This window comes from Aquabacterium sp. A08 (assembly GCF_011742065.1).
The window spans coordinates 17,109-30,938 of record NZ_JAAQQT010000668.1; the positions used below are offsets into that span (position 1 = coordinate 17,109).

Here is a 13,830-nt window from a genome sequence, read left to right on the forward strand (position 1 = left end):
TTCGTCGTCTGTTGTCGTTCGTGTGTCCGCGGATCAGCGTTCACCGCATTCCTTTCGGAGTTCGGTCTCTTCATGATCACACCTCTTTGGCATTTTGAGAGTCTTGCTCGGATGCCTTCCGATTTCTCCTGCGAGAGAGCTCCTTTGTCACTGCGTCGTGAATTGCTTCGGCGGTCCGCTTATCCAACTCTTGGTTTATGGTGATTCTGAGGTGGCCGTCTGTTGCGTGAATCAGCGTTCCAACCTTACGCTCATCTTTTGAAATCGGCTTCGGTTGGCTTGAGTGGAATCGTTCCACTTTTGGCTTTTTAGAGCCTAGTTGTTCTTCCTCTTTGGCCAACAGTTCGGCGACTTGGTGCTTGATTCGACCGAATAATTCACTGGCCTTCAAGGCGCCACCACTGTCCTTGATAATTTGTGCTGCTTGCAAAAGTTCCGACTCGTGCTCGTGGTTCAGCTTGAGCAAGGTGTCTACCATCGCGTATGTCATTCCTCCCGCGACATCGAATACAACCCGTACTTCTTTATGAATTGTTGTCGACCTCATCGCTTTGTGAACTTGGGATTTGTCAAGTCCCATCTGCATCGAAAAGTCACTGACGTTTCGAACGATCTGCTTCTCGATTGCATCGTTGCAAATCATTCCCAACTCAACGGGACTGTGTTTCTTACGATAACAATTTTCAAGAATGCGCTTCTTGAGAATGTCTTTCGCATTGGCTGTGGCAATGATTGCTGCAAACACTGGGATTTCGAGGTCGACGCAGCACTGAAGTCGACGTTCTCCGCTAATGAGTTCGTAGGTGTAGCCAGCCTCATTCGATTTGATCACTTCAATGGCTGACGTGTTTCCCCCGGCTGCTTTGATGGATGTCAGAAGTGCTTCGTAATCCGAGTCGCAGAAGGAGGCCGAAGAGCGATTGAATTCAGGTCGTCGGATGGACGCTGGGTCAATGTACATCATGACTCCTTGTGTAGGTTGGTCAATGCCATCGTGTTTGGGGTTGTTCATGTGGGCTCCAGATCAAAAGAAAAATCGATCAGCCAGGCATACCGCTATCAGCAAAATCAGGTATTCAGGCTGCAGTAGATGTTCAAGCACGCGCTTGATGTCGGCGTCCAAAGAACAGGACGATGTTTGTACGTGCGAGCGAAGCTCTTCCTGGCCATTGACAAAGGTCAGGGCTTTTGGGGACTGAACCCCTGCGGCTATTGATTGATGTTCATGGCAGACTCCGCTGGCGTTGTGGATCGCAGCGGTTCTGCTCCGCCCTCGTGAAGTGAGGGGGATCTGGAGTACCATAACGGTGTTTTCTTCCACGAAAACCGTGCGGCACTCAACCGCTGCACAGCAGGCGCCTCGATCCCCATCGAGGCGTTTGTCTTTTCAGACGTCTCCTGCGCAAGAGTCATTCTGAAGCAGTTTTTCGGGAAAATTTTTTAAGCGGCCCGTTTTCGGCCGATTATTTTGACCCTTCGTCCAGGGGCGTGCTGTCGGAGGTTTTCGTACACTGTGCCCTTGCAAAGGAGGGCAAGCAGCAGTGAGTACGGAGCAGTTACCTGTTCGAGCAAATCGTGGTCGAGACGCTGAACGACTGGCGCCGTGGACCACCTGACCCTCGCCACCCTGCGCGACCGCCACCCCGCCTGGCGGCTGCTGGCCTCACCCCATGCTCCCCTGGTGGCCAGCTTTTTGCATCGCGTTTTTGTACTGCCCAACGTGCGGACCATGCCCGAAGCAGACCTCGCGGAGGCGCTGGAAGACGAGCTGTTCGCCCTGCGCGAACAATTGGGTGCCGATGCCTACCCCAAGCGCGCTCAAGACTATTTGAACGACTGGGCTTCCCCCGACAAAGGCTGGTTGCGCAAGTTTTACAAGCCCGGCACCGACGAAGCCCAGTTTGACCTCACCCCTGCGACAGAAAAAGCCATTGCCTGGCTCACTTCTCTGACCGAACGCGCCTTCGTCGGCACCGAATCGCGTCTGCTGACCTTGTTCTCCTTGCTGGAGCAAATCAGCGCCGGCACCGAAGCCGACCCCATCAAGCGCGTGGCCGAGTTGCAACGCAAGCGCGATGAGATCGACACCGAAATACAGCGCGTGTTGGCGGGCGACGTGGCCCTGCTGGACGAAACGGCGGTGAAAGACCGCTTCCAGCAATTTCAGCAACTGGCGCGCGAACTGTTGGCCGACTTCCGCGAGGTGGAGTTCAACTTCCGACAGCTCGACCGCAAGGTCCGCGAAAAAATCGCCCTGTGGGAGGGCAGCAAGGGCGCCTTGCTGGACGAGATCATGGGCGAGCGCGACGCCATTGGCGACTCCGACCAAGGGCGCAGCTTCCGTGCATTCTGGGACTTTCTCATGTCCAGCCGCCGGCAGGATGAGTTGTCCCAGCGCCTGGACGAGGTGCTGAGCCTGCCACCGGTGGCCGCCCTGAAACCCGAGCCACGCCTGCGTCGGGTACATCACGACTGGCTGGAGGCAGGTGAACACACCCAACGCACGGTGGCCCAACTGTCGCAACAGCTGCGGCGGTTTCTGGACGACCGTGCCTTTCTGGAAAACCGCCGCATCCTGGACCTGCTGCACGGCATCGAAAGCAAGGCCCTGGCGGTCCGCGAAGCGCCGCCGCGCGAGCCGCTCATTGAGATCGATGACATGGCGGCCGACATCACCTTGCCTTTGGAACGCCCGTTGTTCACCCCTGCGCCCAAACCCCGCCTGGCGTCGGTAGAACTGCTGGCCGGTAACGACGAACTGGACACGGCCCGCCTGTTTGACCAGACCGTGGTGGACAAGGCCCGTCTGGGCACCGCCATACAACACGCCTTGCGTGGCCAGGGACAGATCACCTTGCAGGCGCTGTTGCAGGCGACGCCCTTGCAGCAGGGCTTGGCCGAGCTGGTTGCCTATCTGGAGTTGGCCCACAAGGACGCGGCCAGCGGCGCCTTGGGCGACAGTTGGAAGGCGGTGGTCGACGAATCGGTGCAGGAGCCTATCCGCTGGGTGGCTTGCGACGGGCAGGGCGAGCCGGTGGAGCGCCAGGCCCGATTGCCCCGGGTGATCTTCAGCCGCTGAAACACAAGAATGTAAAGGGAGCAGACTTTGGAAGATGCATGGGACGAAGGTACCGACGGCGTCGGTGAGCACAGGCCAGTGGAGCCGCAGGCATTGCCCGCGGTACCCGAGCTGTCACAACTCATGGTGCAACTGCTCAAAGGCGTGCTCTACCGCGAAGACGACGAGCCGCAATGGGCCAGTTTGCTGCGTTTGCAGTCCCGCGTGCGCGAGCATGCCGCCGTGTTGCTGCTGGATCTGGTGTTGGACGAGGCCGAAGGCTATGCCTTCCTCAAAAGCCGACCCGACCCTGAAGAGGGCGAGGTGGCCGTGCGCATGCCACGCCTGGTCGCCCGTCGCCCCTTGTCTTATCCGGTGAGCTTGATGTTGGCCCTGCTGCGCAAGCGACTGGCCGAATTCGATGCCGGAGGTGGCGGCACACGGCTGGTGTTGTCGCGCGACGACCTGGTGGAACTGATGCGGGTGTTTCTGCCCAGCGGCACCAACGAGGTCCGCTTGATCGACCAGGTGGACAGCACACTGGGCAAGGTGGTGGATCTGGGCTTTCTGCGGCGTTTGAAGCCTGCAGCTGCCTCGACCAAGCCGGTAGCCAGCGACCCCGCCATGTACGAGGTGCGCCGCATCCTCAAAGCTTATGTGGATGCCCAGTGGCTGGCCGATTTCGACGCCCGGCTGGAGGTCTATCGCACCGCGCTCTCAGGGGCCGCACAGGACCGCGATGACGGGAAGGGGGCAGGCGATGTCTGAATCCGATTCCCTGGGCCTGGATTTCGTGGCGGACGACAGCCGGGTCGGCTTTCGGCTGCAGCGGCTGGAGGTGCTCAACTGGGGCACGTTTGATCGGCGCGTCTGGCGCTACGACCTAGATGGTCGCAACGGCTTGTTGACCGGCGACATCGGTTCGGGCAAGTCCACGCTGGTGGACGCGTTGACCACCTTGCTGGTGCCCGCGCACCGGGTCGCCTACAACAAGGCCGCTGGTGCTGAGTCCCGCGAGCGCAATTTGCGCTCTTATGTGCTTGGGCATTACAAGAGCGAACGCAATGAGGTCACTGGCCACGCCAAGCCGGTGGCCCTGCGCGATGCCAGCAGTTACACCGTTGTGCTGGGGGTGTTCCGCAACGAGGGTTACGACCAGTCGGTTACCTTGGCCCAGGTGTTCTGGTTCAAAGACCCGCAAGCCCAGCCTGCCCGCCTGTTTGTGGCGGCCGAGCGGGTGTTGGGCATCGCGGAAGATTTCGGGAGCTTTGGTTCCGACATCGCCGGCTTGCGCAAACAGTTGCGCAAGGCAGGGGCCGAACTGTTCGACGGCTACCCTCCTTATGCGGCGTGGTTCCGTCGGCGCTTTGGCATCGAGCACGAGCAGGCCCTGGAGCTGTTTCACCAGACGGTGTCGATGAAGTCGGTGGGCAACCTCACCGACTTCGTGCGCCACCACATGCTGGAGCCCTTCGATGTGGGTACTCGCATCGAGGCTCTGATTCGCCATTTCGACGACCTTGACCGCGCCCACCAGTCGGTGCTCAAAGCCAAGCGGCAGGTGGCGCTCCTGGCACCGCTGGTGGACGACGGTCAGCGTCACGCAACGCTCACCGCGCAAATCAACGAATTGCGGCAGGACCGCGATGCCTTACGGCCGTACTTTGCCAGCCTGAAGGGGGGCCTGCTGGATCGCCGGCTGGAGATCTTGACGCAAGATGCCACGCGGCTGGACAACCTGATCCAACGGTTGGAGGGCGAGCAGAGCAAAGGGCGGGCCGAGGTGGCCCAGTTGGAGCGCAGCATCCGCGACAACGGCGGCGACCGCCTGGAGCAGCTGGCCGATGCCATCCGGCGTGCCGAGCAGGAAAAGAGCCAGCGGCAGCAAAAAGCCCAACGTTATGGCGAACTGCTGCGCCAGATCGAAGCATCGTACCCCGAAAACGAAGAGGCCTTTCTGGCCCAGCACCACACGGTCGGCAAGAATGCCGAATCGCTGCGCACCCGCATCACCGATCTGGAAAACCGCGAACGCGAGGACTACGTCCAGGCCCAAAAAGTGCGCGAACAGCACACTGCTATCAGCGAAGAAATTGACAGCCTGAAGCGCCGCAAAAGCAACATCGACGCCACGCAAGTGCGCATACGCGAAGCGCTGTGTCTGGCCTTGGGCTTGGCCGAAGACGATCTACCGTTTGCTGGCGAATTGATCCAGGTGTGCGAGGACGAACGCGACTGGGAAGGTGCAGCAGAGCGGTTGCTGCGGAATTTTGGCCTGTCTCTGCTGGTGCCGGACGAGCACTACCACCAGGTGTCCGAATGGGTCGACCGCCAGCACCTCAATGCACGGCTGGTGTATTTCCATGTGCGTCCGCAAAAGGCCACGCCCGGTGCCACATTGCACCCGCAGTCCTTGGTGCGCAAGCTGTCGGTCAAGCCGGATTCGCCCCATGTGGATTGGCTGGAGCAGGCCTTGCGCCAGCGTTTCGACGTGGCCTGCTGCGACAGTGCCGAACAGTTCCGCCGTGAGGCCCGGGCCGTCACACGGGCGGGGCAGGTGAAAGACCCCAGCGGGCGTCATGAAAAAGACGACCGCCACCGCATTGGTGACCGCAGCCGCTACGTACTGGGCTGGAGCAACACCGACAAGTTGAAAGTGCTGGGTGCCCAGGCCAAATCACTGGAAGAGCAGTTGGTGACGCTGGCCCAGGGGCTGGACGATGTGAGAGGCGCACGCGAAGAACTGCAAGCTCGCCTGCAAGCCGTGGCCAAGCTGGAAGAATTCACCCGATACCAGGACATCGACTGGGAGGCGCTGGCCCGCGAGATTGCCCACCTGACCGAGGAGCGGCAGCGTCTGGAGGCCGCGTCAAACCAGTTGCAGGAACTGTCCCGCCAACTGGACGCGGTCCGTGGCCAACTCTGCGAAGTTGAGGGCCAACTCAATGCCGCCCGTGCCGACCGTGGGGGTGTGCAATCCAAACACGAAACGGCGGAAGAATTGCGCGCACAGGTGCAGGCCCTCTGGGATGCGCAGCCCCTGTTGGAAGTTCAGGTCCAGCGCCTTGAGTTGTGGCGTGCTCAGGCCCTGGGCGAGCACCAGCTGACGGTGGAAGCTTGCGACAACCGCGAGCAGGACGTGCGCCAGTGGTTGCAAGCCCGCATCGATGCCGACGACCAACGCCTGAACCGACTGCGCGACAAGGTCATCAAGGCCATGGTCGCGTTCAAGGATGAATTCAAGGCCGAGACGGTGGAGATGGACGCAGACCTGGCCGCCCTGGGCGAGTACCAGCGTCTGCTCGGCACCTTGCAAAGCGACGATCTGCCGCGTTTTGAGGCCCGATTCAAGGAGCTGCTCAACGAGAACACCATCCGCGAGATCGCCAACTTCAACGGACAGCTCGCGCGCGAACGCGAGACCATCAAAACTCGGGTGGACGCGATCAACCAGTCTTTGCACGGTATCGAATACAACCCGGGGCGGTACATCCTGCTGATGGCGCAGCCCAGCCCCGATGCGGAAATCCGCGACTTTCAACAGGACTTGCGAGCCTGTACCGAAGGCGCGCTCACCGGCTCGGCTGACGAACAGTACTCTGAAGCCAAGTTTCTGCAGGTCAAAAGCATCATCGACCGGTTTCGGGGCCGGGAAGGGCTGTCCGAGGTGGACCGTCGCTGGTCGGCCAAGGTCACCGACGTGCGCAACTGGTTCCTGTTCTCGGCCAGCGAGCGGTGGACGGCGGACGATGTGGAACACGAGCACTATTCGGACTCTGGCGGCAAGTCTGGTGGCCAGAAAGAAAAACTGGCCTACACCGTGCTGGCAGCGAGCCTGGCCTACCAGTTCGGGTTGGAGTGGGGCGCGGTGCGTTCCCGCTCGTTCCGCTTTGTGGTCATCGACGAGGCTTTCGGCAGGGGTTCTGATGAATCGGCCCAGTACGGTTTGCGCCTGTTCCAGCAGCTCAACCTGCAACTGCTCATTGTCACCCCGCTGCAGAAGATCCACATCATCGAGCCGTACGTGTCCAGCGTCGGCTTTGTGCACAACGAAGGGGGGCGCGATTCGCGGCTGCGGTGTCTGACGATCGAGGAATATCGGGCACAGAAAGCGGAGGTTGGGGCGGGGAGTATGGCTGGAGTGAGCGCGGCATGACCTGGAGCAACTCCACCGATTTGCGCACCCAGGTGCAACGTTTGTGGGACCGCGGCGAGTTGCTGCGCGCGATGGTGTCGCCAGCTGTCGAATGGCCCCTGCGCCTGACACTCAAAACGCCGACGGCCGCAGACGTGTCCGACCGTTTCGATGCGGTGCGGGAGTGGGCACGGAACCTGGCCGACACGCACCATATGCGTCTGGACTGGCGGGAATGGAATCACCGTGTGCAAGGCACGCAGCGCCTGCCCAGCGCGGCCTGGGTGGACACACTGCCCGATGCCTTGGCCATGCTGGGCAAAGTCCGGTTGGCTGAGCGTTTCCAGCAACTGTGGCAGCAAACCCAGGCCACGCAGCCAGCCCTGTTGCCGTGGCTGCTCAAGCGGCCGTTGCATGCCCTGGAGCTGTCGGACAGGTGGAGCCGCTTGCTAGCGGTCGTCGCCTGGTTGCAGGCGCACCCCAGGCCTGGGGTGTATCTGCGCCAGGTGGATATTCCGGGCGTGGACACCAAGTTCATCGAAGCGAACCGGGGTGTATTGACCGAATGGCTGGACCTGGCCTTGCCTTCTGACGCCATCGATGTAGCTGCCACCGGCGTTTCGCAGTTCAACCGCCGCTACGGGTTTCTGGACAAGCCGCTGCGCATCCGTTTCCGGTTGCTGGATGCCAGCCTGCCGCAGTTGCCCGGGTGCCACGGTTACAGCGATATCACCCTGGACTCCGACCGCTTTGCCCAGTTGGCGCTCCCGGTGCAGCGGGTGTTCATCACCGAGAACGAGACCAACTTCCTGGCGTTTCCGCCGGTTGCGAAGGCCCTCGTGGTGTTTGGCGCGGGTTACGGTTGGGACGCGCTGGCCCCTGCGACCTGGTTGAACCGCTGCGGTGTGCATTACTGGGGCGACATCGACACTCACGGTTTCGCCATCCTGGATCGGTTGCGCAGTCACTTTCCCCATGTCGTGTCTTTCCTGATGGATCGGGAAACCTTGATGGCGCACCGTGAGCACTGGGGGGAAGAGCCTGAACCCTTGGAGCAGACGTTAACCCGCCTGACGGAGGAAGAAGCTTCCCTGTATGGCGAGTTGCGCAGTGGAAGTCTGCAGCCCAGGTTGCGGCTGGAACAGGAGAGAGTTAGCTTCAACACCCTCTGCCGAGTATTGGACGCCCTGCCCAAGTCTTCGTCTTGAAGAGCGTAAAGTCGGCGAGTCGCTTTGACTCTGGCTGTCGTTATCCGCTACAAAGTCGGGGTCGTACTTTGGTTTGAACAAGAATTCTTATGTATTCCCCGAAACCTTTATCATGTAAGTATGAAAATTAAGAAGTGGTTAGTTGCTTGGATCGGCAAGACCGACCATGAGTGCGCAGAGGGGCACCATGGCACAGATGTCGGCCCGATCGCGACGTCACTTCTTGGTGAGCAAAAGTACGACCGTGTTTATCTCCTGACGAACTACGACTTCGAGCGCAGTAAGCGCTACTGCCAGTGGCTCGAAGAGCGCACGGGTTATCCTGGCGAATCGGTGGATCTCTATCAGGTTGATTTGTCCAGTCCGATCGATTACGGTGAGATCTACACCCAGGTCAGTAGTCATTTGAGCAGTGCTGGATTGCCTCGTGGGGGTATTGAGCTAACCTTCCATCTAAGTCCAGGTACGCCAGCCATGGCGGCGATTTGGATCATCTTGGCCAAGACGCGTTTTCCGGCCAAGCTGATTCAGACCTCAAGGGAGCGAGGGCTGGAGAACGTCGACTTCTTCTTCGACTTGGCCAGCGACTTTTTGCCCGAATACCTTCGCCGTAGCGGGGAGCGGGTAGAGCGTTTGGCCGGCGCAGCCAAGACCCAAGCGCCGGAGTTCAGCAAGATTATTCACCAGAGCTCGCTAGTAGCAGAGCAAATTTCGCTTGCGCGTCGAATGGCTGCGCATGAGGTGCCCGTGTTGGTGTTGGGAGAAACCGGAACCGGCAAAGAGCTGTTTGCGGAAGCCATCCACGCGGCCAGTCAACGGGCTGGCAAACCTTTCATTGCCGTCAACTGCGGTGCCATTCCTCCGGAGTTGGCCAACTCCGAGCTTTTCGGACACAAGAAGGGGGCCTTCACGGGTGCGACGTCGGATCGGAAGGGGCATTTCCAGGAGGCCTCGGGCGGCACCCTGTTTCTCGACGAGGTCGGAGATCTGCCCCTAGATACACAAGTTCGTTTGCTACGTGTTCTTCAGTCGAGCGAGGTTACCCCGTTGGGCCAGTCCGGCTCGGTCAAAATCAACACGCGAATCATCGCGGCGACGCACAGAGACCTCGGCGCTGACATTACCGCAGGCAAATTTCGGGAAGACCTTTTTCACCGCCTCGCGGTTGGCATCCTCAGGTTGCCCCCGCTGCGTGAGCGTGTGGGGGATATAGACGCTTTGGTCGCCCATTTCCTGACGCTGATCAATACGGATGCAAGGGGGCGTCCCGAGTCGCAACATAAAGAAATTTCTGTTGAGGCAAGAAAAATTCTTTCTCAACACTCCTGGCCTGGCAATGTGCGCGAGCTCTACCACACACTTTTGCGAGCGGCGATATGGTCCACCGGCCCAGAAATTAGCGCACGCGATATCGAGGCCGCGCTCCTGCCGGTGATGACGAAGGTGGATGCTGTCGTTAGACCAAAAATTGGACAAGGTGTTGATTTGAAAGAGCTTTTGGATGATATGGCTCGCGACCTTATTGCTCAGGCTATGGTGAAGTCGCATCAAAAAAAGACCGGGGCGGCTAAGCTGCTGGGCTTTGACAACTACCAGACGCTCGGCAATTGGATGAAGCGACTGGGTTTGGATCAGCCAAAGGAAATAACTTAGTGAGGCTTGGCACGGATTTCGCAGATGGGTTGGCATGGAGCCCAACGCGAGAGCCGTCCAGTTGTGGATGCAAGACCTTCGATCATTGAACTTCGAGCCGCTACGCGCGGTGTACCCCGAGCTCGCCAACATGGGTGGGTACGCGGAGCACTACGCCCACAGCGACCCCGAGAGTGCGTTGGTCAAGCTGCGTAACTTCGCGGAGCGCCTGGTCGATCGGGTCTACGACAAGCTTAAGCTGCAGCGCGTTCCGCAGTCTAACTTCGTGGATCTGCTTCACAACGCCAGCTTTCGCGACGTGGCCCAACCTCTGGTTCTCGACAAGTTGCACCTGTTGCGGCGCCTGGGCAATCGTGGCGCACACGGCGAGGACGTTGAGGCAGCTGACGCTGTCCGCTGCGTCCAGGAGGCTTGGCAACTTGCCCGTTGGCTGCATGTGAGCTTCTTGGGCGGGCAAGTCAATGACTTTGCAGAGTTCAAGCAGCCGCCTGTAGAAGGCATCGACAGCAAAGCTGAGTTTAAGCGCAAGGCGAGGGCCCTGGCCGAAGAAAACAGCCTCAAGGAAGAGCGTCTTCGGAAAGCGCTGGAAGAGCTTGCCGCGCTGCGCGCCGCAGATCGCGCGTCCGCCCCGGCAGCACAACTCGTGAAACCGCCGACCGAACTGGAACTGCAACAGGCCGGCCAGGCATCCACCGCTACCGCCAACCAGCTGAAGTTCAGTGAAGACAAAACCCGCAAGTGGCTGATCGACCGCGACCTGCGCATGGCCGGCTGGGAAGTGCCGGCGGGCACGGCGTCGAGCGAATCGGTTGGCCAGGAAGTCGAGGTTCCGCATCAGCCCACTCAAACCGGCAAGGGCTACTGCGACTATGTGCTTTGGGACGACAACGGTAAGCCGCTCGCCGTCGTCGAGGCTAAGAAGACTCAGGTCGATGCCCGTGCGGGGCAGGAGCAAGCCAAGCTGTACGCGGACGCCCTCGAAAAGGTGCACGGCCAGCGGCCGATGATCTTTTACACCAATGGCCACGACATCTGGGTGTGGGACGACGCCAGTGGCTACCCGCCACGCTCGGTCTTTGGCTTCTTCTCCAAGGACACTCTGCAGTACCGTGTCGGTTTCCAGCGTCGCGAGAAGTTGGATCTGCTGACCGAGGTGCGCCCGGACGCCAATATCGCCGGCCGGCTGTACCAAATTGAAAGCATCACGCGCGTGGCTGAGCGCTTCACGAAGCGCCACCGCCGAGCGCTGGTGGTACAGGCCACCGGCACGGGCAAGACGCGCGTGGCCATTGCATTGGCCAAGCTACTGATCGACGCCCGCTGGGTGAAGCGCGTGCTATTCCTGTGTGACCGCAAGGAGCTGCGCAAGCAGGCCAAGAACGCCTTCAACGACTTCGTTCAGGAGCCCATCTACGTGATCGGGCAAGCCAACGATGTCGGCAAGATGGATGCGCGCATCTACATCGGCATCTACCAGGGCCTGATTAACGACTACGAGGCCTTCGATGTAGGCTTCTTCGACCTGATCATCGCGGACGAATCGCACCGGTCTATCTACAACCTGTACGGCGACCTCTTCAAGTACTTCGACGCCATCCAGGTGGGTCTGACGGCAACGCCCGTGGAAATGGTCAGTCGCAGCACCTGCCGGCTCTTCGGCTGCGATTACAAGCTACCAACGGCCAACTACCCGCTGGAGCAGGCCATTGCCGACCGTAACCTGGTGCCGTTCCGCGTGGTCGCGCACACCACCAAGTTCCTGCGCGAAGGCATCAAGGCCGTCCACCTGACCGACGAACAGATCGCCCAGCTGGAAGACCAGGGCGTCGACCCGAACACTCTGGACTTCGACGCCCAGGAGATCGATGCGGCCGTGTTCAACAAGGACACCAACCGCGTCATTCTGCGCAACCTGATGGACAACGGTCTGCGGGACGTTGACGGACAGCTGCCCGGCAAAACCATCGTCTTCGCTCGCAACATCGACCATGCCCGGCTTCTGGCAGAACTTTTCGACGAGATGTACCCGCAGTTTGCTGGCAAGTTCTGCCGCGTCATCCATTCCAAGGAGCCACGGGCCGAGGACCTGATCGACCAGTTCAAGGAGCCGAAAGGTGATCTGCGGATCGCCATCTCGGTGGATATGTTGGATACCGGCATCGACGTGCCCGAGGTGGTCAACCTCGTCTTCGCCAAGCCGGTTAAGAGCAAGGTCAAGTTCTGGCAGATGATCGGCCGCGGCACGCGCCTTTGTAAAGACCTTTTCGGCCTGGGCAAGGACAAGAGCGAATTCCTGATTTTCGACCATTGGGGTAACTTCGCCTTCCACGACCTGAACGTCGATGAGGTCGAGCCCAACATCCCGAAGCCACTCACGCAACGGCGCTACGAGGCCCGCATCGAGTTGGCAGTTCTGGCCCTGGCGCGGTCAGACCTGCAGGCCTTCGATCACCTGGCCCAGCAACTGCTGCAAGACGCTGCCGCGCTGCCCGATGGCGCGATTGCCGTCCGCGAAAATTGGCAGGCCGTGCAGCAAGCCCGCGATGCCAAGCTCCTCCACCAGTTCGCCCCTGTCACCCGCCAACTGCTGACGGACACCGTGGCACCCCTGATGAGCGCGCTGGACGTGCGCGGCCAGGGCGATGCCCTGCGCTGGGACCTGGTGCTGTCCAAGGCCCAGGCCGCAGCGATTGCAGAACCTGGCAAGCCCAACCCCCAGCGTGAAGAGATCCTCGAATGGCTGGACCGGTTGCCGCCACACCTGAACCCCGTGCGCGCTAAGGCCAACGAGCTCAAGACCCTGCGCTCCGACGCCTTCTGGCAGCAGCCCACCTTCGTCCAACTGGACGCCATGCGCGAAGCACTGCGCGGCATTGTTGCCCTTGCCGAGGAGCCAATCAAGCCTCCACCCATGCCCACAACCGTGCTGGACGTGCGTGAAGACGAAGCCGAGTACCGGGTTGAGCGCCGCTCCACCAACGTCAAGTCGGTCGACTTCATCATCTATCGCAAGGCGGTGCAAGCTGCGTTGGAGCCGCTTTTCGCGACGGACCCCGTGCTGCAGAAGGTCCGCAGAGGTGAGCCCATAACGCAGGAAGAGTTGGGCCAGCTCAACAGCTTGCTGCACACTCGCAACCCGAACGTGGACCTGGCCACGCTGCGCGAGTTTTACCCCGACACGGCAGTGCCACTCGCTCATATTCTTCGTGCCATTGTGGGCCTGGACCATGAGGCCGTGGATGCTAAGTTCACCGCTTTCGCTCAGAGTCATGCGCTGACCAGCCAGCAGCTGCGCTTCTTGGCTATGTTGAAGGACCACATCCGCCAGTTCGGCGCCATTGCAGTGACGAAATTGTTCGACGCGCCGTTCAACAGCCTCCATGCCGAGGGTCTGGGCGGCGTCTTCCCCAATCAAACCCAACTTGATGAGCTGGTGGCGCTGGTGCGCAGCTTTGGCGAACCACTGAACCTGGGGCAATCTGCATGACAGCGCCTTTATCGTGGCCAGCTCCTCGTATAGAACCCGTTCAAAAGAATTAACGCATGCTTCGTGATCCTTCCGCTCTTGGTCTTGTCCCCACGCTTGAACTCAGTCGTGCACCAAAAGGCCAGACCTTTGAATACCGAGGTGAACATAAACGCGTCATCGAATCCGCCTGGACGGACGCCACACGCCTACGCAAAGTCAAAGGGCCTTGCGTTTATATGGTGACCGACTCGGAGAGCATCGTCCGCTATATCGGCAAGCACGAGGCTTCTACCCCTGTGGGCAGTCG

At 60.2% G+C, this 13,830-nt stretch carries 8 protein-coding genes; 6 read left to right on the plus strand and 2 right to left on the minus strand.

Annotated features, from left to right (window positions below; translation table 11 throughout):
• Window positions 1-76: 76 nt before the first annotated feature.
• Window positions 77-1,012 (minus strand): ParB/RepB/Spo0J family partition protein, encoded by a 936-nt coding sequence (locus tag HA630_RS16465; RefSeq protein ID WP_166836062.1) that lies wholly within the window; start codon window positions 1,010-1,012, stop codon window positions 77-79.
• A 12-nt stretch (window positions 1,013-1,024) separates the two neighbouring features.
• Complete coding sequence (locus HA630_RS16470; RefSeq protein ID WP_166836063.1) at window positions 1,025-1,321, minus strand: hypothetical protein; 297 nt, start codon at window positions 1,319-1,321, stop codon at window positions 1,025-1,027.
• Between the two features lie 282 nt (window positions 1,322-1,603).
• Here HA630_RS16470 and HA630_RS16475 point away from each other — a divergent pair, with 282 nt between their 5' ends.
• From HA630_RS16475 to HA630_RS16500, 6 genes are all read left to right on the plus strand, one after another.
• Window positions 1,604-3,079: a DUF3375 domain-containing protein gene (locus HA630_RS16475; protein ID WP_166836065.1), complete on the plus strand. Its 1,476-nt coding sequence runs from the start codon at window positions 1,604-1,606 to the stop codon at window positions 3,077-3,079.
• A 123-nt stretch (window positions 3,080-3,202) separates the two neighbouring features.
• Window positions 3,203-3,826 (plus strand): DUF4194 domain-containing protein, encoded by a 624-nt coding sequence (locus HA630_RS16480; protein WP_166836108.1) that lies wholly within the window; start codon window positions 3,203-3,205, stop codon window positions 3,824-3,826.
• On the plus strand, window positions 3,819-7,214 hold the full coding sequence (locus HA630_RS16485) for an ATP-binding protein (RefSeq protein WP_166836110.1): 3,396 nt from the start codon (window positions 3,819-3,821) through the stop codon (window positions 7,212-7,214). Before HA630_RS16480 ends, HA630_RS16485 begins: the two co-directional genes overlap by 8 nt.
• Window positions 7,211-8,401, plus strand: a complete 1,191-nt coding sequence (locus tag HA630_RS16490; RefSeq protein ID WP_166836066.1) for a DUF3322 domain-containing protein — start codon at window positions 7,211-7,213, stop codon at window positions 8,399-8,401. Before HA630_RS16485 ends, HA630_RS16490 begins: the two co-directional genes overlap by 4 nt.
• A 120-nt stretch (window positions 8,402-8,521) precedes the next feature.
• On the plus strand, window positions 8,522-10,054 hold the full coding sequence (locus HA630_RS16495; RefSeq protein WP_166836067.1) for a sigma-54 dependent transcriptional regulator: 1,533 nt from the start codon (window positions 8,522-8,524) through the stop codon (window positions 10,052-10,054).
• Window positions 10,055-10,139: 85 nt separating this feature from the next.
• Window positions 10,140-13,541, plus strand: a complete 3,402-nt coding sequence (locus tag HA630_RS16500) for a DEAD/DEAH box helicase family protein (protein ID WP_243855492.1) — start codon at window positions 10,140-10,142, stop codon at window positions 13,539-13,541.
• Window positions 13,542-13,830 lie beyond the last annotated feature (289 nt).

Bases quoted from the DNA above. Each gene is read 5' to 3' on its own strand.
- HA630_RS16465 (WP_166836062.1), bottom strand. From the start codon at position 1,012: ATGAACAACCCCAAACACGATGGCATTGACCAACCTACACAAGGAGTC.
- HA630_RS16480 (WP_166836108.1), top strand. From the start codon at position 3,203: ATGGTGCAACTGCTCAAAGGCGTGCTCTACCGCGAAGACGACGAGCCG.
- HA630_RS16485 (WP_166836110.1), top strand. From the start codon at position 3,819: ATGTCTGAATCCGATTCCCTGGGCCTGGATTTCGTGGCGGACGACAGC.
- HA630_RS16490 (WP_166836066.1), top strand. From the start codon at position 7,211: ATGACCTGGAGCAACTCCACCGATTTGCGCACCCAGGTGCAACGTTTG.
- HA630_RS16495 (WP_166836067.1), top strand. From the start codon at position 8,522: ATGAAAATTAAGAAGTGGTTAGTTGCTTGGATCGGCAAGACCGACCAT.